The 20934-nt window shown below is 71.1% G+C and carries 16 protein-coding genes; 7 read left to right on the forward strand and 9 right to left on the reverse strand.

The genetic code is table 11. From position 1 onward, the window contains the following. Positions 1-127: 127 nt before the first annotated feature. The 3 genes from QQA12_RS10445 to QQA12_RS10455 form a co-directional block, all read right to left on the reverse strand. Positions 128-1549: a pitrilysin family protein gene (locus tag QQA12_RS10445; protein WP_226049254.1), complete on the reverse strand. Its 1422-nt coding sequence runs from the start codon at positions 1547-1549 to the stop codon at positions 128-130. A gap of 10 nt (positions 1550-1559) precedes the next feature. After that, positions 1560-2927, reverse strand: coding sequence for a pitrilysin family protein (locus QQA12_RS10450; RefSeq protein WP_054666681.1), 1368 nt, complete (start codon positions 2925-2927; stop codon positions 1560-1562). 110 nt (positions 2928-3037) lie between these two features. After that, positions 3038-4348, reverse strand: a complete 1311-nt coding sequence (locus QQA12_RS10455) for a dicarboxylate/amino acid:cation symporter (protein ID WP_054666683.1) — start codon at positions 4346-4348, stop codon at positions 3038-3040. A 146-nt stretch (positions 4349-4494) separates the two neighbouring features. Here QQA12_RS10455 and QQA12_RS10460 point away from each other — a divergent pair, with 146 nt between their 5' ends. The 4 genes from QQA12_RS10460 to QQA12_RS10475 all read left to right on the forward strand — a co-directional run bounded on the left by QQA12_RS10460 (position 4495) and on the right by QQA12_RS10475 (position 8906). Next, on the forward strand, positions 4495-6192 hold the full coding sequence (locus tag QQA12_RS10460; RefSeq protein ID WP_226049931.1) for an alkaline phosphatase: 1698 nt from the start codon (positions 4495-4497) through the stop codon (positions 6190-6192). 261 nt (positions 6193-6453) lie between these two features. Continuing rightward, a complete protein-coding gene (gene tilS / locus QQA12_RS10465; protein WP_226049255.1) occupies positions 6454-7746 on the forward strand; it encodes a tRNA lysidine(34) synthetase TilS in 1293 nt (430 codons plus the stop codon). A gap of 31 nt (positions 7747-7777) precedes the next feature. Beyond that, positions 7778-8038 carry an exodeoxyribonuclease VII small subunit gene (locus tag QQA12_RS10470; protein WP_054666688.1) on the forward strand — a complete coding sequence of 87 codons (261 nt, stop codon included), beginning with the start codon at positions 7778-7780 and terminating at the stop codon, positions 8036-8038. Further along, a complete protein-coding gene (locus QQA12_RS10475) occupies positions 8028-8906 on the forward strand; it encodes a farnesyl diphosphate synthase (RefSeq protein ID WP_054666690.1) in 879 nt (292 codons plus the stop codon). Before QQA12_RS10470 ends, QQA12_RS10475 begins: the two co-directional genes overlap by 11 nt. A gap of 110 nt (positions 8907-9016) precedes the next feature. On the opposite strand, the gene QQA12_RS10480 is transcribed toward QQA12_RS10475, so the two are convergent. Both QQA12_RS10480 and pmbA read right to left on the reverse strand, forming a co-directional pair. Beyond that, positions 9017-9328, reverse strand: a complete 312-nt coding sequence (locus QQA12_RS10480; RefSeq protein ID WP_152985165.1) for a DUF4870 domain-containing protein — start codon at positions 9326-9328, stop codon at positions 9017-9019. Between the two features lie 156 nt (positions 9329-9484). Next, a complete protein-coding gene (pmbA, locus tag QQA12_RS10485; protein WP_226049256.1) occupies positions 9485-10852 on the reverse strand; it encodes a metalloprotease PmbA in 1368 nt (455 codons plus the stop codon). Positions 10853-11036: 184 nt separating this feature from the next. On the opposite strand from pmbA, the gene yjgA reads away from it, so the two are divergent. Both yjgA and QQA12_RS10495 read left to right on the forward strand, forming a co-directional pair. After that, entirely contained in the window at positions 11037-11624 is a 588-nt protein-coding gene (gene yjgA, locus QQA12_RS10490) for a ribosome biogenesis factor YjgA (RefSeq protein ID WP_226049257.1), read from the forward strand. 1 nt (position 11625) lies between these two features. Then, the gene (locus QQA12_RS10495) at positions 11626-12360 is read left to right on the forward strand and encodes a hypothetical protein (protein ID WP_226049258.1); all 735 of its coding nucleotides are present in this window, start codon (positions 11626-11628) and stop codon (positions 12358-12360) included. Positions 12361-12388: 28 nt separating this feature from the next. Here QQA12_RS10495 and tldD read toward each other — a convergent pair whose 3' ends face one another. From tldD to QQA12_RS10515, 4 genes are all read right to left on the reverse strand, one after another. Next, positions 12389-13849 carry a metalloprotease TldD gene (gene tldD / locus QQA12_RS10500; protein WP_226049259.1) on the reverse strand — a complete coding sequence of 487 codons (1461 nt, stop codon included), beginning with the start codon at positions 13847-13849 and terminating at the stop codon, positions 12389-12391. A gap of 52 nt (positions 13850-13901) precedes the next feature. Next, positions 13902-17723: a YhdP family protein gene (locus QQA12_RS10505; protein WP_226049260.1), complete on the reverse strand. Its 3822-nt coding sequence runs from the start codon at positions 17721-17723 to the stop codon at positions 13902-13904. Between the two features lie 152 nt (positions 17724-17875). Beyond that, complete coding sequence (gene rng, locus QQA12_RS10510) at positions 17876-19366, reverse strand: ribonuclease G (RefSeq protein WP_054666701.1); 1491 nt, start codon at positions 19364-19366, stop codon at positions 17876-17878. Between the two features lie 4 nt (positions 19367-19370). Beyond that, positions 19371-19946 carry a Maf family nucleotide pyrophosphatase gene (locus QQA12_RS10515; protein WP_054666703.1) on the reverse strand — a complete coding sequence of 192 codons (576 nt, stop codon included), beginning with the start codon at positions 19944-19946 and terminating at the stop codon, positions 19371-19373. Positions 19947-20154: 208 nt separating this feature from the next. Between QQA12_RS10515 and QQA12_RS10520 the strand changes: the two genes are divergently transcribed. Beyond that, the gene (locus QQA12_RS10520) at positions 20155-20889 is read left to right on the forward strand and encodes an SIMPL domain-containing protein (RefSeq protein WP_054666704.1); all 735 of its coding nucleotides are present in this window, start codon (positions 20155-20157) and stop codon (positions 20887-20889) included. The last annotated feature ends 45 nt before the right edge of the window (positions 20890-20934 follow it).

The raw sequence follows: 20934 nt of genomic DNA on the forward strand, positions 1-20934 counted from the left end.
GCCCCGCCCTGCCTCCTGCAAAGCCGCGGCCCCGCCGCGGCTTTTTTCATGCCTGTCCACGGGCGATGCCGGCCCCCTGGCTGCCGTGCATCCGGGCCGGAGTCGCTCCGGCCCGGATGGGGGTGCCTCAGCGTTGCTCGACGCCGAACGGGCCGAACGGCTCCAACTGCGGTGCGACCGCGTCGCGGTCACCGACCACGATCACCGATAGCGTGTCCGGTGCGTAATAACGCGCGGCCACCGCCTGCAGTGCCGCCGCGTCCACCGCACGGATCCTGCCCACGTACTGGCCCAGGAACTCCGGCGGCAGCCCCGCGAGCCAGTTGCTGGCCAGGGTGCCGGCCACCGCGGCCTGCAACTGGTTGCTGATCAGGTAGCCGCCGGCGACATAGCGCTTGGTCGACTCCAGTTCGGTGGCCGGTACCGGCTCCTTGCCCAGCCGGTCGAACTCCTTCATGAACTCGTGCAGGGACGCACCGGTGACCTCGTTGCGCACGTCGGCCGACGCCACCAGGTTGCCACCGGCGCGCAGCGCCGCCAGACCCGCGCCGGCACCGTAGGTGTAGCCCTTTTCCTCGCGCAGGTTCTGGTTGAGACGGCTGCTGATGCCACTGCCCAGCACGGTGCTGGCCAGTTGCAGCGGCACGTAGTCCGGATCGGTGGCGGCGATGGCCGGGCGCCCGATCCGGAATGTCGACTGCACGCTGCCGGGTCGCGGCAATAGGGTGCGCTGCACCGGCACCTGCCGCGGAGCCGGTGCCGTGTCGGCGACCGCCTCGCCCTGTCCCCGCCAGTCGCCGAACGCCCGTTCGGCCTCGGCGAACGCGGTGGCGGCATCGATCCTGCCGGTGATCACCAGCAGGCCATGCCCGGGATGGAAGCGGCGCACGTGTTCGCGCTTCAGTGCGGCCGGGGTCAGGGCCGGCAAGGTGGCGTGGTCGAGCTGCCTGCGCGCATACGGGTGGTCGCCGTAGACCGCCTGCAACAGCGCGCGCGAGGCACGGAAGCCCGGCTGCGCCTCGGCCGCCTTCAGCTCCTGGGCGGCATTGGCCCGGGCCAGTTCCACTTCGTTGTCGGCGAAGGCCGGGGTGCGTGCGACTTCGGCGAGCAGCGCCAGCATCGGCTTGGCCTGCGAGGCCAGTGCCGAGCCGCTGAGCAGCAGGCCGTCGACGCTGGCGGCGGCACTGAGGCTGCCGCCCATGCCCTGGGCCAGCTCGGCGATCTGGCGTGCGTCGTGCGTCTGGGTGCCGGCGCTCAGCAGCCGCGCCAGCACGGTGGCGAAGCCGGGCGTGGCGGCGGCATCGGCGGCCAGCCCTGCACCACGCATGGCCAGCACGTAGTCCACGCGCGGCAAGCCCTGGCGCGGCACGACCCACACTTCCAGGCCGTTGGCCAGGGTCCTGCGCGAAATCTCGGGCACCGGCAGCGGTTTGTCGGCGGCATAGTCCGGCAGGCCGGCGGGCAGCGCCGCGGGGGTGGCCTCCGCGCCGGTCGAAGCGAGCGACAGGGCCAGGCCCATCGCGAGCAGGCAGGGTATCGGCTTGATCATGGCGGTGTCCTCACTTCTGCTCGGCGGGGGCCAGCATCGCCGCCGGCTTGCGGTCGATGACGGTACGGTTGGCGGTGGTCAGGTAGGTGCGCGCGGCGCGCTGTACGTCGGCGGCGTCCACCGCCTCGATCCATCCCGGGATCCGGTTGACCACCTGGGCATCGCCCCACAGCGCCTGCAGCTTGGCCAGCGCGTCGGCGCGGTCCAGGAACATCTCCAGCCCGTCGTACCACTGCGCCAGCAGTTGGGTCTTGACCCGCGCCAGGGTGGCCGCGTCCACGCCTTCGCTGGCGACCCGGGCGATCTCGGCGTCGATCCCGGACAGCACCGCATCGGCGTCGTGGTCGGGCTTGTACATCGCGAACACCACGAACAAGGTGGGACCGTCGTACTCCCAGGCACTGGTCAGGCCGTAGAGCGAATCGACGTTCAGCGCCAGCTGGCGTTCCTTGACCAGCCCCTGATGCAGGCGCGATGCCTCGCCGTTGGCCAGCAGCGCGCCCAGCACCGCCATCGGCGCCTGGTCGCGGCTGCCGCGGTCGGGCATCTTCCAGCCCACTGCCAGCGCCGGCACCTGCGCCAGCGCGTCGGACTGCTGCAGGCGGACCTCGCGGGTATTCAGCCCTTCCCGGTAATCCGGGCGTGGCGGCGTCGGCCGCGCCGGGATGTCACCGAAGTAGCGCCTGGCCAGGGCGAAGCCCTGCGCCGGGGTGACGTCGCCGGCAATGGCCAGCACCGCGTTGTTGGGACCGTAGTAATCGCGATGGAAGGCGCGGACATCGTCGAGGCTGGCGTTCTCCAGGTCGTGGAAGCTGCCGTAGCCGTCATGGTTGTTCTCCCACTTGGAGAACGCGTGCTGGCCGATGTCGATCCACATGAAGCCGCCGTAGGGCTGGTTCTGGACGTTGTTGCGGATTTCCTCCTTGACCACGTCCTGCTGGTTCTTCAGCGTTTCCGGGTTGAAGTCCAGCGTGCGCATCCGGTCCGCTTCCAGCCACAGCATCGGTTCCAGCGCAGAGACCGGCGCGGTTTCGATGTAGTTGGTGAAGTCGGCGCGGGTGGAGCCGTTGTTGCGTCCGCCGCCGCCGGTGATCACGCTGTCGAACACGCCCTTGCGCGCCTGCGGCGTGCCCTGGAACATCAGGTGCTCGAACAGGTGCGCGAAGCCGGTACGGTTGCGCGGTTCCAGGCGCATGCCGACGCGGTAGACCACGCTGATCCCGACCACCGGCGCGCTGTGGTCCTCGGACACCACCACGGTCAGGCCGTTGTCGAGTTTCTCGACCGCCACCGGCACCCGCCACTGGTCGGCAGTGGCGGCAGCCGCCGTGCCGGCCAGCACACAGCCGGCCAGCAGGAGCATTCGTTGCAGCATCATGGAGCGACTCCTTTCGTTGTCATGGGCAGGCAGGCCGGACGGCCGCCGCCCCCATGATGCACCCGCGTCGCGCGGATATCCGCCGGCGATCCCGCGCTGGTGACGGGCGGTCAGTCCACGCCGACGCCGGGACGCACCGGGGCGTCGTAGACCTGGCGGTCGAGCAGCCCGGTCTCCTTGGCCACGATCACCGGCACCACCATCTGTCCGGTGACGTTGGTCATGGTGCGCATCATGTCCAGCACGCGGTCGATGGCATACAGGTAGCCGATGGTCTCCAGCGGCAGGTTGGCCGCGCTCAGCACCACGGTGGCCATGACCACCGCCGTACCCGGCACGCCGGCGGTGCCGAAGCTGCCAAGCACCGATGCGATCAGCACCACCACGTATTGCTCCGGGGTCAGCGGCACGCCGGTGTACTGGGCGATGAACACCGCGCACAGCGCCGGATAGATCGCCCCGCAGCCATCCATCTTGATGCTGGCGCCCAGCGGCACCGCGAACGACGCGTAGTCCTTGTTGACGCCCAGGTTGGCGGTGATCGAGCGGATCGCCGCCGGCATCGCCGCGAAGCTGGACGAGGCCACGAACGCCACCTGCATGCCCGGCGCGGCGCCGCGGAAGAACTTGATCGGGTTCAGCCCGTGCGCCAGCAGCAGGCCGCTGTAGACCACCACGATGTGCAGCGCGCAGGCCACGTACAGCGCCAGCACGAAATTACCCAGCGGCAGCAGCTTCTCGAAGCCATAGCTGCCGACCAGGCCGGCGATCAGGCCGAAGGTGCCCAGCGGGGTCATTTCCAGCACGAAGCGCGTGACCTGGATCATGATCTCGCTCATCTGCCCGGTGAGCCTGCGTGCCTCGCCCACTTTGTCGCCGAGCTTGACCATGGCAAAGCCGACCAGGCCGGCGAAGAAGATCACCGGCAGGATCGAACCGCGCCCGGCGGCCAGCACGGTCTCGCCGGCGGCATTGATCCGGGTGCCGATGCCGGACAGGGCGTAGAACACGTTGGACGGCACCACGTCCATCAGCACCTTGGCCACCGAAGGCACGTCGCGCGGGGTATAGGCGCTGTCCATGGCCAGGCTCAGGCCGCCGGTGCCCGGCTGCATCACCGTGCCCACGCCCAGGCCGACGCATACCGCCAGCGCGGCGGTGATGATGAACCACAGGAAGGTGCGCCCGCCCAGCGCCACCACCGATTTCTGCCCGTGCAGCGAGCCGATGGCGCTGATCACGGCGAAGAACACCAGCGGCACGGCGATCATCTTGATCAGGGTGACGTACAGCTCGCCCAGCGGGCCGAACCAGACCTCGGCGGCCGGGCCCAGCACCCAGCCGGCCAGCGCGCCGAGCACGAAGCCGCCCGCCACGCGCTGCCAGAACGGAATCCGCAACCAGGCAGAAACCAGCTTCATAGGGTGTTCCGGGAAATTCTCAGGGACCGGCACGATAGCGCAAGCCCGTTGGCGGCACGATCCCCGGGCGGAAAAGCTGCGTGTCATCGGCATGCCTTTTCAGGATTGTCATAATGGCCGCCTGTCCCGGATTCATGGTCGATCGCATGCGCAACGCCACACCCCTGCTCGCCGCCCTGTCCACCCTGCTGCTCGGCGCCTGCGCCAGCACCGCCGCGCCCAGGGCGCCGCAGGCCTTCGCCGTCGAGGTGCCGGCCGCCAGCCACCCACAGGGCGAGACGCCGCAATGGTGGTACCGCGCCGGTGCGGCACAGGCCGCCGGCAACGGCGCGATGGCCGGCAAGGCGAAGAACGTGATCCTGTTCCTGGGCGACGGCATGAGCCTGACCACCGTGGCCGCCGCGCGCATCCTCGAAGGCCAGCGCCATGGCAACCCGGGCGAGGAGAACCTGCTGTCCTGGGAGCGTTTCCCGGCCACCGCCTTCAGCAAGACCTACAACACCGATTCGCAGACGCCGGACTCGGCCGGCACCATGACCGCCATCACCACCGGCGTGAAGACCCACATGGGCGCGATCGGCGTCAGTGCCGGCCGCCGCAGCGACTGCGCCGACAGCCTGGGCAAGCATGCCCTGACCTGGCTGCAGCTGGCCGACAGCGCCGGCATGGCCACCGGCATGGTCTCCACCGCGCGCCTGACCCATGCCACCCCGGCGGCGACCTACGCGCATTCGCCGGACCGCAACTGGGAGAACGACACCGACGTGCCGGAAGCGGCCCGCGCCGCCGGCTGCGTGGACATCGCCCAGCAGTTGCTGGCGACCTCGCGCTACGGCCGCGGCCCGCTGGTCGCCCTGGGGGGCGGCCGCGCCCAGTACACCACCGTCAACGAGCAGGACCCGGAATACGCCGACAAGGTCGGCCTGCGCCTGGACGGCCGCAACCTGGTGGCCGAGTGGCAGGCCGCGCACCCGCAGGGCGCCTACGTGTGGAACGCCGCGCAGCTCAAGGCCGCGGCCGACGCCCCGGCGCTGCTGGGCCTGTTCGAGCCGGACCACATGCAGTACGAGCACGACCGCGCCCGTGACCCGGCCGGCGAACCGTCGCTGGCCGAGCTGACCCGCGCCGCCATCGCCAATCTGTCGCGGCATCCGGAAGGCTACGTGCTGATGGTGGAAGGCGCGCGCATCGACCACGCCAACCACAGCGGCAACGCCGCGCGCGCACTGGGCGACACCATCGCCCTGTCCGATGCGGTGCGTGCGGCGGTCGAGGCGACCTCGGCCGAGGACACCCTGATCATCGTCACCGCCGACCACTCACACACGCTCAACTTCGTCGGCTACCCGGCGCGCGGCAACCCGATCCTGGGCAAGGTCAAGGACAAGGGCGGCGAAGACGGCGCCGGCGGGCTGGAACTGGCACGCGACGCCACCGGCCTGCCCTACACCACGCTCAGCTACGCCAACGGCCCGGGCTACACCGGCGCCAGCAACCGCCAGCCGGCCGGTCCAAAGACCTTCCCGCACGTCCCCAGCAGCTACGAGCCGGCCCGCGGCCGTCCCGACCTGACCCATGTCGACACCGAGCACCCGGACTACATGCAGGAAGCGCTGGTCCCGGCCAAGGCCGAATCGCACGGTGGCGAGGACGTCGGCATCTGGGCACGCGGCCCGGGCAGCACCGCGGTACGCGGCACGCTGGAGCAGAACACCATCTACCACCTGATCGTGCAGGCCACCCCGCGCCTGCGCGAGCGCCTGTGCGCGCAGGGCACCTGCGACGCGCAGGGCGTGCCGGTGGAGCTGCCGCAGCCGGCGAAGTTCGAACGCAAGGCACCGTGACCCGGCGCGGCGGCGGCCGCCACCACGGCCGCCGCTGCCGCCTTCCCCGCTCCCCCTGGGCTGACCTGTCGGTCAGCGCGATGGATGGCGTCTGCCCGGGCCGCGCTGGCACGGCGGGCAGGTCCCCGGGCAGCCTGCACCGGTGCCCATGGCGACGCCACCCGCGCGTCATCGCCACTACCTGCCCCATGCGCCCGCCGGCGATGACGCACCGCGCCCGCCGGTCCCTGCGCGGCTGACGCCCCGCCTACAATGGCGTCGATGGAATCGCGCCTGCCACCGCTGCCGGACGCCACCACGCCGGTGCTGGTCGGTTTCAGCGGCGGCCTGGATTCGACCGTGCTGCTGCACCTTCTCGCGCATGCCCCGGCGGCGCGTGCACGCGGCCTGAGCGCGGTGCACGTGCACCACGGGCTGCAGCCCGCCGCCGACGCCTGGGCCGCGCACTGCGAGCATGTCTGCGGGCAATGGCAGGTGCCGCTGCAGGTGGTGCGCGTGCAGGTGGACACGACCGCCGGCGACGGCCTCGAGGCGGCCGCGCGCCGCGCCCGCCATGCGGCGTTCGCCGCTGTCCTGCAGCCCGGCGAGCGCCTGGCGCTGGCGCATCATCGCGACGACCAGGCCGAGACCTTCCTGCTGCGCGCCCTGCGCGGCTCCGGCGTGGAGGGCCTGGCGGCGATGCGCGAACTGCGCGATTTCGGCGCCGGCCAGCTGTGGCGGCCGCTGCTGCACATCCCGCGCGCGGCGCTCGAAGCCCATGCCCGCCGGCACCACCTGCACTGGATCGAGGACCCGAGCAACGAGCAGGACGCGTTCGACCGCAACTTCCTGCGCAACACGCTGATGCCGTTGCTGGCCACGCGCTGGCCCGACGCCGCGGCGCAGTTCGCGCGCAGCGCCGCACTGGTCGGCGAAGCCGCAACGCTGCTGCAGGCCCAGGACGCGCAGTGGCTGCCCGGCTGCAGCGACGCTGCCGGCGCGTTGTCGGTCGCCGCGCTGGCGGCGTTGCCGGCGCCGGCATGCGCGCGCGTGCTGCGCCTGTGGGCGCGGCAGCGCGGGCTGCCGCCGCTGCCGGGGCATGGCGTGGACCGCATCCGCCACGACCTGCTCGTCGCCGGCCATGACCGGCAGGCCGAGTTCCGTTGGCAACAGGCCCGCATCGTGCGCTGGCGCGACCGCCTGCATGCGGTCGCCGACACCCCGCCGTGGCCGCCTGGCTGGCAGGCGGACTGGGACGGCCGCGCGCCGCTGGCACTGCCCGACGGCGGCGTGCTGGCGCTGCGCGGCACACCCGGCTTCGACGCGCCGCTGCAGGTCCACCAGCGCCGGGGCGGCGAGCGCATCCGGCTGCCCGGCCGCGCTCACTCACACCTGCTCAAGCACCGCCTGCAGGCGTCGGACATCCCACCGTGGCTGCGCCCGCACCTGCCACTGCTGTGCGACGGCGCGCAGGTGCTCGCTGCCGGCGACGGCATCGTCGCCGCCCCCCTGCGGGACTGGCTGCAGGCCCGCGGCGCGCAGTTGCACTGGCAGCCCCCGGGCAATGCGAATTGACCGGTCAGCGCCTGCCGCTCACACTTCCCCCATGCCCAAGAAGTCCCCCAACGAGACCTCGCCGGTCGCCCACTTCGAGCAGTCGCTGGAAGAACTGGAGCAGCTGGTGCAGAAGATGGAAACCGGCGAACTGAGCCTGGAGCAGTCGCTGGCCGCCTACGAACGCGGTGTCGGCCTGTACCGCCAGTGCCAGCAGGCGCTGGAGCAGGCCGAACTGCGCGTGCGCCTGCTCACCGATCCGGCACAGCCGGACAGATCCGAACCGTTCGAACAGGCCGGCGATGTCGACTGAGGCCCTGTTCGCCGGCTGGATCGCACGCACCGAACAGCACCTGCACGCTGCACTGCCCGACCCCGACGCCGCGCCGCAGCGCCTGCACCAGGCCATGCGCTACGCCGCGCTGGGCGGCGGCAAGCGCATGCGGCCGCTGCTGGTGCGTGCCGCCGGCCACCTGTTCGCCGCCGACCCGGCGCTGCTCGACGCACCGGCCAGCGCGGTCGAACTGGTCCACGCCTATTCGCTGGTGCATGACGACCTGCCAGCGATGGACGACGACGCCCTGCGCCGCGGCCGCCCCACCACCCACATCGCGTTCGACGAGGCCACCGCGATCCTGGCCGGCGATGCGCTGCAGACCCGCGCCTTCGAGCTGCTTGCCGACGCCCCGCTGCCACCGGCGCTGGCGGTGGCCTGTCTGCGCACCCTGGCCACCGCATCCGGCGCGGCCGGCATGTGCGGTGGGCAGGCGCTGGACATCGACGCTACCGGCCGCCGGCAGCCATTGTCCGGGCTGGAGCGCATGCACGCGCTCAAGACCGGCGCACTGATCCGCGCCGCGGTGCGCATGGGCGCGCTGTGCGGCGGCGCCGGCGATGCCGAGCTGGCGCGGCTGGATGGCTTCGCCGACGCGCTCGGCGTGGCCTTCCAGGTGCGCGACGACATCCTCGACGTCGAAGCCAGCTCCGAACAGCTGGGCAAGACCGCCGGCAAGGACGCGGCGCAGGACAAGTCCACCTTCCCGGCACTGCTGGGCATGGACGGCGCCAAGGCACGGCTGGAAGCACTGGCGGCCGACATGCGCGACGCGCTGGCACCGTTCGGCGCGCGCGCCGACGCGCTGTCGGCACTGGCCGAACTGGCGATCCGGCGCTCGCATTGATGCCCCGCCGGGCTCGCATCGCGCACGGCCGCCACACACCACGCGACGCGAGCAAAAACGAAAAGGCCCGGGAATCCCGGGCCTTTTCGCTGCTGCATGCTGCCGCCGGATTACTTGATCAGGCGCAGGGTGAACGGATAGCGGTAGGCTTCGCCCTTGTTCGCGGCGAGCGCTGCGAGGACGGTCAGCACCAGCCACGCGATACCCACGACGATCAGCAGCAGGAAGCCGATCAGCACCAGCGTCAGGATGCCCGAGATGAACGCTGCGATGAACACGGTGATGTTGAAATTCAGTGCTTCCTTGCCCTGGTCGGCCACGAACGGCATCGTGTCCTTCTTGACCAGCCACACGATCAGCGGCCCCAGCAGATTGCCCAGGGGGATGATGATCCCGGCCAGTGAGGCCAGGTGCGCAAACATGCCCCATTGCTTTTCTTCGGCATTCACGCCGTTGGCCGCGGTGTTCTCGTAATCGCTCATGGTGTTTCCCTTTACCTTTGGTCTATGGAATGTATGGGGTGCTGTCATCCGCGGTCCCCCGGATCGCCCCGCAACGGCGGCAACCGAACAATCAGGTCACTCGTCGCCCGCGACCGTCATTCTCCCGACAAGGATCGATCCTGTCGAGATATGTGAACGCGGGTCGACGTCACTGCCTACCGCCTCGATGCTGGCAAACATCTGTTTCAGATTGCCTGCGATGGTGATGCCATCCACCGGCCAGGCGATCTGCCCGTTCTCCACCCAGAAACCGCTGGCGCCGCGCGAGTAGTCGCCGGTCACGCCGTTGACCCCCTGGCCCATCAGCTCGGTCACCAGCAGGCCACTGCCCATACCCGAGAGCATGGAGCGCAGGTCGCCGGCATTGGCCGCAACCGCCAGGTTGTGCACGCCACCGGCATTGGCGGTGGTCTGCAGGCCCAGCCGGCGCGCGGAGTAGCTGCCCAGGATGTAACGCTGCAGCACGCCGCCACTCACCAGCGCCGAATCGCGCGTGGCCACGCCCTCGCCATCGAACGCGCTCGAGCGCAGGCCACGGCGCAGCAGCGGCCGCTCGTCGATGCCGAACCACTCCGGGAACAACTGCGTCCCGGCACTGTCGAGCAGGAAGCTGGCGCGCCGGTACAGCGCGCCGCCGGAAACGGCCGACAGCAGGTGCCCGACCAGCGAGCGCGCCACTTCCGCGGCAAACAACACCGGCACCTGCCCGGTCGCCAGCGAGCGCGGCTGCAGGCGCGCCAGCGTGCGCTCGGCCGCGCGGCGGCCGATGGCCTGCGGGTCCTGCAGGTCGGCACGCGCGATCGCGCTGCTGTACCAGCCGTCGCGCTGCATGCCGTCGCCCTGCCCGGCGATCAGCGCGCAGCCGATGGAGTGGTGGCTGCTGCGTTCGCGGCCGATGAAGCCATGCGAATTGGCGTAGACCGACAGGCTCTGCGCGGTGGCCACCGAGGCACCGTCGGAATTGGCGATGCGCGGATCGGCACCACGCCCGGCCGCTTCGCAGGCCAGGGCCAGTTCCACCGCGTCATGCGCGTCCAGCGACCACGGGTGCCAGGTATCCAGGTCGGGGAAGTCGCGCGCCATCAGCGCTGCGTCGGCCAGGCCCGCGGCCGCATCGTCCTCGGTGTGGCGGGCGATGGCGCACGCCTGGGCCACGGTCGCCTCCAGGCTGCCCTCCTGCAGGTCGGCGGTGCTGGCGCTGCCCTTGCGCTGGCCGAAATACACGGTCACGGCGATGCCGCGGTCGTGGGTGGATTCGACCGTTTCCACTTCGCCCAGGCGTACGTTCACGTCCAGGCCGCGGTCCTCGCTGCAGCTGACTTCGGCCTGGCTGGCACCCAGCGCGCGGGCCTTTTCCAGCAGCCGCTGCGAGATGCCGGCCAGGTGCTCCAGCCGTTGCAGGCTGTCGTCGGCGGCGAAGGTTCCGGTGGTGATGGTGTTCAATGCTTTATCCTTTCAACGAATCAGGCCGGAGCCGGCCGTTTCCTCCCCCGGCGGGGGAGGCTGGCGTGAAGCGCCGGATGCGGGTACGGGCCATGCCACCCGGCATCGCGGGACTTCGCCCATCCCCCCCTCTCCCCGGTGGCAGAGGGGTACAACGGATCAACTTTAATCGAGTAACAAGGCAATGCGCGGACGCGACGAAGATACCGGCGAATTTTTCAGCGAGAGCCGCAGCCAGAACCGGCGCGAGGCGCTGGAAGTACTGGCGCTGGGCGAGAAGCTGGTGGAACTGACGGCCGCGCAGCTGGCGCGCCTGCCGATCCCGGCGGAGCTGCTCGAGCACATCGAGTACAGCAAGCGCATCACCTCGCACGGTGCGCGCAAGCGCCAGCTGGCGTTCCTGGCCAAGCAGATGCGCCGCGAGGACGACGCCACCCTGGACGCCATCCGCGACGCGATGGAAGCCAACAGCGAGACCTCCAAGCGCGCTGTGGCGCTGATGCACCGCATCGAGCGCTGGCGCGAGCGCCTGCTGGCCGAAGGCGACGCCGCCCTGGCCGAGCTGCTGGACGAGTATCCGGACGCCGACCGCCAGGCGCTGCGCACCCTGGTCCGCAATGCGCTGGCGGAAAAGGCCAGGAACAAGCCGCCGCGTGCCTTCCGCGAGATCTACCAGGCACTGCGCGACCTGATGCTGCCGGCGCAGTCCGCCGCTGCCGATGCCGACATGGCCGGGGACGCGGCCGACGATACGGACGAACCGGCCGCCTGACATGCGCCGCGCATGGGCCCTGCCCCTGCTGCTGGCCGCGATGCTGCTGGCCGGCCTCGGCCTGGCGCTGCGTTTGGCCCTGGCAGGGTTCTTCGGCAGCGTGCTCGGCTGGCTGTGCATGGGGGCCGCCGCGCTGCTGGCCATCACCTGGGTCGCCATCGCCGGTCTGTCGGCCATCCATCGCCGCTGTTCGCGACGCACCTTCGCGCTGGCGCTGGCCTGCGCGCTGCTGCTGCCACCGCTGGCGCTGGCCGCGGGCGTCCATCTCAAGCTGCGCAGCGCCTATCTGGCCGTAGTGCACTGGCAACTGGACGTGCATGACATCGCGTACCGCAAGGAACGCCGCTGGGGACTGCCGCTGCTCGCGTTGCCGGGTGACAACGAGACCGGCATCCGCGTCTTCCACCTGCCGCCGCGTGCGGCGCAGGCGCTGCGGCAGCACGGCATCGCCTACCTTCGCGGGCTGCCGGACATGCCGCTGCACCTGGACGACCCGCGTACCCGCGGCCGCTATGAACACTGGCATGAGACGCCGCTCGACGAAAACGCGCGCCGCCATGTCACCCATCATTGCGAGGATGGCGACGGTGGGTTCTGCATCGCGGTCGACGCCCGGGTCTGGGACGCGGTGCAGCACGCCATTTCCACGCCCGGCAGCTACTACGCCATCGGCCGCAGCGGGGTGATCGTCATCGACCCGGCGCGGCAACGCGTGATCTACATGTACAACGGCTAGGGCGTGGTCGTGGCCAGCGCGCCACGGCTCAGGCCTGGGTGCCGCCCACGGTAAGCCCGTCGATCAGCAGCGACGGCTGGCCGACGCCGACCGGCACGCTCTGGCCGTCCTTGCCGCAGATGCCCACGCCTTCGTCCAGCGCCAGATCGTTGCCGACCATGCGCACCTTCTGCATGGTTTCCGGGCCGTTGCCGATCAACGTCGCGCCCTTGACCGGGGCGGTGATCCGGCCGTCCTCGATCAGGTAGGCCTCGGTCGCGGAGAACACGTACTTGCCGCTGGTGATGTCGACCTGGCCGCCACCGAAGTTGACCGCATACAGGCCCTTCTTCACCGAGCGGATCATTTCCTGCGGGTCGTGGCTGCCGGCGCGCATGTAGGTGTTGGTCATGCGCGGCATGGTCAGGTGCGCGAACGATTCGCGGCGGCCGTTGCCGGTCGGCGCCACGCCCATCAGCCGCGCATTGAGCGTGTCCTGCATGTAGCCGACCAGGATGCCGTCCTCGATCAGCGGCGTGCACTGGGTCGGGGTGCCTTCGTCGTCGATGGTGAGCGAGCCGCGGCGGCCATCCAGGGTGCCGTCGTCGACGATGGTCACGCCACGGGCGGCGACGCGCTCGCCGATGCGGCCGGCGTAGACGCTGGTGCCCTTGCGGTTGAAGTCGCCTTCCAGGCCATGGCCCACCGCCTCGTGCAGCAGCACGCCGGGCCAGCCCGGCCCCAGCACCACCGGCATCATCCCGGCCGGCGCCGGGATCGCCTCCAGGTTCACCAGCGCCTGCCGCAGCGCTTCGCGGGCGAAGGCCTCGGGGCGGCCATCGGCGAACAGTTCCTGGTAACCGTAGCGCCCGCCACCACCGGCGTAGCCGGACTCGCGACGGCCGTCCTGCTCGACGATCACCTGCACGTTCAGGCGCACCAGCGGGCGCACGTCGGCGCCAAGCACGCCGTCGCTGCGCGCGATCAGCACCGTGTCGACGCCGCCGGACAGGCTCACCATCACCTGCTGCACGCGCGGGTCGGCCGCGCGCAGGTAACGGTCCAGGCGCTTGAGCACCTCCACCTTGGCCTCGTTGCCGAGGCTGTCCACCGGATCCAGTGCCGGATACAGCTGCCGGGTGGCCGGCGTGCGGGCCTGGTCGTGTGCCAGCGCGCGCGCGTCGCAGGTGCCGCCGTCACGCGAAATCGCCCGTGCCGACTGTGCGGCCGCCAGCAGCGCCGCCGGCTGGATGTCGTCGGAATAGGCGAAACCGGTCTTCTCGCCGGCGATGGCGCGCACGCCCACGCCCTGCTCGATGGAATGGGCGCCGTCCTTGACGATGCCGTCCTCCACGCTCCAGCTCTCGCGCCGCGAATGCTGGAAGTACAGGTCGCCGAAATCCACGCCCGGGCCCAGCAGCGTGCCGAAGGTGCGTTCGAGGCGGTTGGCGTCCAGCCCGGCCGGCAGCAGCAGGCGGGATTCGGCGAGCATCAGGGCGTTGTCGGTCATGGTTTTCCAGATGGGGGCAGGCGCTGGGTTCGCAAGCCTGCGGCAGCAGCGGTCAGGGGGGGCCGGCGCCGGCCGGGCCCAGCGCCGGCGGCGGCGGGCGCGGGGCATCGCGGTCGACCACTTCCACCTTCGGGTCGGACCACGGGCCGGTGACACGATAGGTCTTGGCGCCGATCTCGCCCAGTGGCTTGCCCAGCACCGCATTGGCGGCCGCGCCCACCGCCGCGCCCACCGGGCCGCCGGCGACGGCACCGACCACGGCGAGCAGGTTGCCCGAGCGCGGGTTGACCTCGACGGTCTGGTCGAACTGCTGCGCGCGCAGGTCGGCCTGGCCGCGGATGGTGATGTCCGCCGCCGGTCCCTGCATGCCGATGCGGTCGGTACGGGCCAGGCCGTCGCCGAAGGCGACCCGGCCCTCGACATGGTTGAACGCCAGCCCCTTGGAGAAGAAGTCGCGGAAATCCAGCATCAGCCGGCGCGGCAACTGGGCGACGCTGAGCAGGCCCAGCACCCGTCCCGCCCCCGGCTCGACCTCCAGGATCTGGCCGTTGCGGATATCGATGTCCAGCGTGCCTTCCAGCGCGGCCAGATTGAACGCCGCCGGCGCACCATTCCAGCCGGCGTTGAACTGAAGCTGCCCCTGGCCGCCACGCAACTGCCCGCCATAGCCCAGGTTGTCCAGCAATCCGCCCAGGTTCTCGCTGCGCACGGCCGCCTCGAACCGGGTCCGGGCCTGGGCGCCGGTGCCACGCCATTGCCCGGTCACGTCGATGGACTGTTTGGGCGAGCGGAACTGCAGCTGCGACACCTGCAGGCCGTCGGCCAGCGGCCGGGTGCGCAGCGTGGTCTGTCCCAGTCCGGCCTTGCCGAAGGACAGGTCGCCGATGTCCAGCGCCAGCGGCGGCACCTTCGCCGGGTCCACCGGGTCCGCGGGGCGGTCGCCCGCCTCGCCGGCCGCGGCCGTGGCCGCCTGCCAGTGCACCCGCGCCAGGGTCCCGCTGACGGTGCCGCCATCTGCGGCGGGAAACAGCAGGTCGCCGGCCAGCGCAGGCCCTTCCAGCTGCGCCGCCACCGCGTCCTTGCCCGGGCGCAGGCGCAGCCGGGTCTGTTCGAAGCGGCCGCCGACCAGCAGCAACTGGTCGGCCAGCACGTCCACCTGCTTCAACGCCACGCCATCGGCATCGCCGCCGTCACCGCCCCCGCGCGCCAGGCCGATCCATTCCAGCGCGTCCAGCAATGGCGTGCGCCCGTCCACCACCAGCCCGTCACCCGGAGGCTCGCGACTGACCCGGTCGCTGCCCAGGGTCACCTGCACGCCGGTGCGGCCGTTGTGGGTACGCGCGGCCAGCGCCAGGCGCCGGCCGAAGGCGACTTCGGTGGTCCCGCTGCCCAGCGGCAGGCTGGCCGTTACCCGGGTCGGCAGGGTGTCGGCGGCCGGCTTGTCCAGCGGCGCCGGCAACTGCAGCCGCGTGCCCTGCAGGTCCGAGCGCAGGCGGAGCGTGGTCGGCGGCGCGCTGCGGCTGCCGTCGGGCGCCTTCGGCAGGGCCACGCCGATGGTCCAGCGCGAGGTGCCGTGCACATAGGGCTGCAGCCATTTCAGTTCGGGCGCACGCTCCAGCAGATCGCTGGCGGCCAGCGAAGACGTCAGCTCCGCCTCGAACGCATTGCCCGGATCGTTCACCGGCGTGCCCGCGCTGAGCGACAGCACGCCGTCGTGCTCGCGGTGCCTGACCTGCAGTGCCGCCGCATGGAAGCCGCCACTGCCATACTCGGCCTTGCCACGCACATTGTCGAAGCGCAGGTCCCAGCGGCTGTCGGCCAGGGTCGCGCCGCGCAGCTCCACGTCGCCGCTGACCTGGCCCTCGCCCTCGCGCAGCGGCAACGACAGGCCGAAATTGACCGCGGCCGGGCCGCTGGCACTGAGCGCGTCGAGCGTTTCGCCGTATGTGCCATGCAACGGGCTCTGCCGCAGCAACGCCAGCAGGTGCCTGCTGTCGTCGAGCGTGCGCGCGTCCACCTTCAGCAGCGATGTGTGGAAATCGGCGATGCCGGCGCGGAAGGCATCGACCTTGACCCCGGCGAGGTTGCCCTTGCCCTGCAGCGCGAAGCCGTTGGCGATGAAGGTGATATCGGCATCCACGCCGCTCATGGCCGGCCAGCCGTGCGAGAAGCGCAGGGTGCCGTTGTCGATGCGCCCGCCCGCCTCGAAGCGGCCGTCGTTGCCGTCGAACGGCCAGTCGTCGAGATCGCCCACGGCCAGGCCGACGCCGCCACGCAGCTGCCCGTCGACCAGCGCGCCATCCAGCCAGTCCACCGAGGCCTGGCTCATGTGCGAGCGCACCCAGAACCCCTTGGCCGCGGTGATCGGCACATCGTCCAGTTGCGCGGCCAGGCTGATCCACGGCCGCGTGCCGTCGCCCTGGAACCACAGGCCACCGCGCACGTTGGCCGCGTAGTCGTTGCCCTGCACGCGCATGGCCGGCGTGGCCACGTGCCAGCCATCGCCCTCACGCCAGGCCACCGCCTGGCCATCCAGCTTCAGGGTGTGGGCAACGCCGAATCCGGTCGGCCAGTCGAAGCGCATGGCATGGGCCGGCTGCAACCGCAGTGCCACCGCCTGGCCATCGCCCTCGAAGCGCCCGCGCAGGCCGCTCAGCCCCGGGCTGCCATCGACCGCGGAGAACGCGGCTTCTTCCAGCTCCCCGGCGCCGTGCATGGCCCCGCCCGTCCGCCCGCCGATATCCACGTCGGCGAAGCGCAGGACCGGCGCGGCGCGGTACAGCCAATGGCGCAGCCCCGGTTCCACCGCATCGCTGAGCGCGGCCACCCGCAGCAGCGGGGTCGCATCGATGCGCCGCCCGCGTAGCGCGAAATCGCGCCCGCCGCCCAGGTGCAGGCCGTCGAGCACCTGCGTGCCGGCCTTCCCGGTGGCGACCCGCAACTGCGGCGCATCCACCCGCCAGCGGTCGCCGTCCTGGCGCCAGCGCGCGCGCAGCCGCAGGCTGTCGAAGACCGTGCTCGGCGGCTTGCCGCCGGTGGCGAAGGGGGCGCCCGCCAGTTCCAGCTTTTCCAGCGTGGCATCGGCGACGACCGACGCCACGCGGTGGTCGTTAAACGCCACCCAGGTGCGGAGCGTACCGGTGCCCTGGCGCACGTTGATCCCACCGAAGTGCAGCAGCGCGCGCCACGCCGACAGGTCGGCCGGAGCGGCCGCGATCCAGGCGGTGCCGTCGCCGCGCTGGCGCTGGAAATCGAGCACCGCGGTCACCGGCGCGGCATCGTGGGCGATCCAGGCGCGGGCGCCGGCACGCACCCGCTCGCCGTCCACGCGCAGGCGCAGGTCGATGCGCGGCAATTCGGTGTCCAACCCGAGCGACGGCGCATCCAGCCGCAGGCGGCCACCGATCACCTGCAGCTCGCCCAGCCGGCGCACGGTCTCCATCGGATCGCCGGCATCAGCGGCGGTGGGCAGGCCACGCACCGACCAGCGGCCGTCGTCGGCCCGCTGCAGGGTCAGCACCAGCCCGCGCAGGCGCAGTTCGGTCAACGGCGCGCCCGGCAGCAGGCCCGAATACAGCGACACCAGCACCTCGGCCTGGCCGATGCGCACGCCCTCGCCCTGGCCGACGCGCAGGCCATCGAGCCGCAGCAGCGGGCCGCGCCGGGTCCAGGCGGTATCCAGGTGGTCGAACGCCACCGGCTGGCCGGCACGCTCGCTCAGCCAGGCCGCCACCTTGTCCGGGTGCCGCTCGACCAGTGGCAACAGCTGGTTGAGGCTGCCCACCAGCACGGCCACGACCACCAGCACCACGGCCAGCGCATAGATCGCATGGCGGCGCAGATGGCGGAGGCGGTAGCGCGACAGCACGGACATCGGGTTCGCAGGGGCTGGGGATCAGGGGCAGGCAGCCGGCTACGCGGCCGGGGCGGCCACGGCGGCAGGCAGCACGCAACATTGCCACACCGGCAATGAACGCGGCCCTCGCCGCCGCGGGCCGGCGCCCCCGGGTCCGCCGGCGCCCCGGCTCACAGCAGGACCACGTCGAACTGCTCCTGCAGGTACTGGTCGTCGGCCTGGAAGCGGATGCTCTTGCCGAGGAACTCCTCCAGCTCGGCCACCGCCGCCGACTCCTCGTCGGTGATGCGCGCCACTACCTTGGTCGAGGCGATCACCAGCAGCCGCGCGGCATCGAACTGGCGCACGGCACGGGTGATCTCGCGGAAGATCTCGTAGGTGACGGTCTCGGTGGTCTTGATGCTGCCGCGCCCGCCGCACTCCGGGCAGGGCTCTGACAACTGCCGCTCCAGGCTCTCGACCGTACGCTTGCGGGTCATCTCCACCAGGCCCAGCGGCGAAAAATCGTAGACCGTGGTCTTGGCATGGTCGCGCGCCAGCGATTTCTCCAGCGTGCGCAGCACCTGGCGGCGGTGCTCGGGATCGACCATGTCGATGAAGTCGATGATGATGATGCCGCCAAGGTTGCGCAGCCGCAGCTGCCGCGCCACCGCCTGCGCCGCCTCCAGGTTGGTGCGGAACACCGTTTCTTCCAGGTTGCGCTGGCCGAGGAAGGAACCGGTGTTGACGTCGATGGTGGTCATCGCCTCGGTCTGGTCGATGACCAGGTAGCCGCCCGACTTGAGCGGCACCTGCTTGTCCAGCGCGCGGCCGATCTCGTCCTCCACGCCGTACAGGTCGAAGATCGGGCGGTCGCCGGTGTACAGCTCCAGCTTTTCGGCCAGCACCGGCATGTACTTGGCGACGAAGGCCTGCAACTGGCCGAAGGTCTCCTTCGAGTCCACCTTCACCTTTTCCACGTCCTTGCGGATCAGGTCGCGTACCGAACGCAGCGGCAGGCTCAGGTCCTCGTAGATGATGCTGCGCGGCGGCGCCTCGCGGCCACGCCGCTCGACCACGTTCCATACCCGCGACAGGTAGGAGATGTCCTCGGCCAGCGCCTCGGCCGGCTGGCCTTCGGCGTTGGTGCGCACGATGTAGCCGTAGCCGCCATGCTGGGCGGATATCTCGGTGACCAGCGTCTTGAGCCGGGCGCGCTCGGCCTCGTCCTCGATCCGCGCCGACACCCCGACCATCTTCGACTGCGGCAGCAGCACCAGGTAGCGCGACGGGATGCTGACCTGGGTGGTCAGCCGCGCGCCCTTGCTGCCGATCGGGTCCTTGACCACCTGCACCACCACGTCCTGGCCGTCGCGCAGCAACTCGACGATCGGCACCGACGACGGCAGCGGCAGGCTCGGCGCGGTCTCCTCGGTGTCGGCAGCCACCGGCGCCGGCCGCACCACGTCGTTGGCGTGCAGGAACGCGGCGCGCTCCAGCCCGACCTCGACGAAGGCGGCCTGCATGCCCGGCATCACCCGCTGCACCCGGCCCTTGTAGATGTTGCCGACCACGCCGCGGCGCCAGCCGCGCTCGATGTGCAGCTCCTGCAGCATGCCGTTCTCGATCACCGCCACCCGGGTTTCGCGCGGGGTGACGTTCACCAGTATTTCTTCGGACATCGGTTCAATCCTTTCCGGTCACGCCGAACCCACGCAGCAGCGCGGCGGTCTGCTGCAACGGCAATCCCATCACGCCCGAATAGCTGCCCGAGAGCCGGCTGATCCAGCGCTCGGCGCCTCCCTGTATGGCATAGCCCCCGGCCTTGCCCATCGGCTCGCCGCTGGCAACGTAGGCGGCGATCTCATCCTCGCCCATCGCCGCGAACGTCACCTCCGATTCGACCACCACCTGTTCCTCGCGGGCGGGCGCCGCCAGGGCCACCGCGGTGATGACCAGGTGGGTGCGCCCGGCCAGCGAGCGCAGCATCGCCGCGGCGTCGGCGGCATCGGCGGGCTTGCCGTAGACGCGGTCGCCGAGCACCACCTCGGTGTCCGAGCCGAGCACCAGCGGATCGGGTTCGGCGGCGACCCGCGCCAGCCCGGCGCGCGCCTTGTCCAGGGCGACACGGCGCACATAGGCCAGCGGCGATTCGTCGGCGCCGCGGATTTCCGGGACGTCCAGGTCGAGCGCGCGGAACGGGATGTCCAGCCGCGCGAGCAGTTCGTTGCGACGGGGAGAGCGGGAAGCGAGATAGAGCATCGGCGAAGCATAACCTGCGCCCGTTGCGGCCGCGCCTGCCATCGGCGGCGCATGCCCGTGCTCGCCATACCGGCCCCTTCCCGCCTACGCTTGGGCGGTCGCATGCTGAACGATCGGCAAAGCCCCCGCTACGGTCGCGACCCCGCGCGGCCTCACTACCCGTTCATCGCCACCACACCACCCTCGCATCCATCCAAGGAGGATCCACATGCGCCATTCCACCCTCGCCCCGCTGCTGCTCGCCCTGTCCTTCGCCTCGGGAGCCCCGATGACCGCCCACGCCCAGAACGCCCCGGCCGTCGTGGCCAGCGACGCCACCCTGCTGAACATTTCCGCCCAGGCCGAAGCGCGGCGCGTCCCCGACGTGGCCACGCTGTCGGCCGGCGTGGTCACCCAGGCCGCCGACGGCAATACCGCCATGCGCGAGAACGCGGTGCAGATGGACAAGGTGATGGCCGCGATCAAGGCCGCCGGCATCGCCGAACGCGACATCCAGACCAGCGGCATCAACCTGAGCCCGCAGTACCGCTACGCCGACAACGAAGCGCCGAAGATCACCGGCTACCAGGCCAGCAATACCGTCAGCCTGAAGGTGCGCGACATCACCAGGCTCGGCAAGGTGCTCGACAGCCTGGCCGCGCAGGGCGCCAACCAGATCAACGGCCCGAGCTTCGAGATCGACCAGCCCGAGCCGGTCTACGACGAAGCCCGCCTGGCCGCACTGAAGAAGGCCCAGGCCCGCGCCGAGACCTATGCCAAGTCGCTGGGCCTGCGCGTGCGCCGCATCGTCAGCATCTCCGAAGGCAGCAGTGGCGGCTTCCGCCCGCCGATGCCGATGATGGCGATGGCGCGTGCGGGCAAGGCCGAAATGGACACGGCGGTGGCGCCGGGCGAGACCACGCTGTCGGTCAGCCTGGACGTGGTGTTCGAACTGGGCCGCTGATCCCCGGCACCTGCTGTGGCGGAAACGGCGCCTGCGGGCGCCGTT

The organism is Stenotrophomonas sp. 17(2023), assembly GCF_030345315.1.
In the GTDB taxonomy this organism is placed as follows: domain Bacteria; phylum Pseudomonadota; class Gammaproteobacteria; order Xanthomonadales; family Xanthomonadaceae; genus Stenotrophomonas; species Stenotrophomonas acidaminiphila.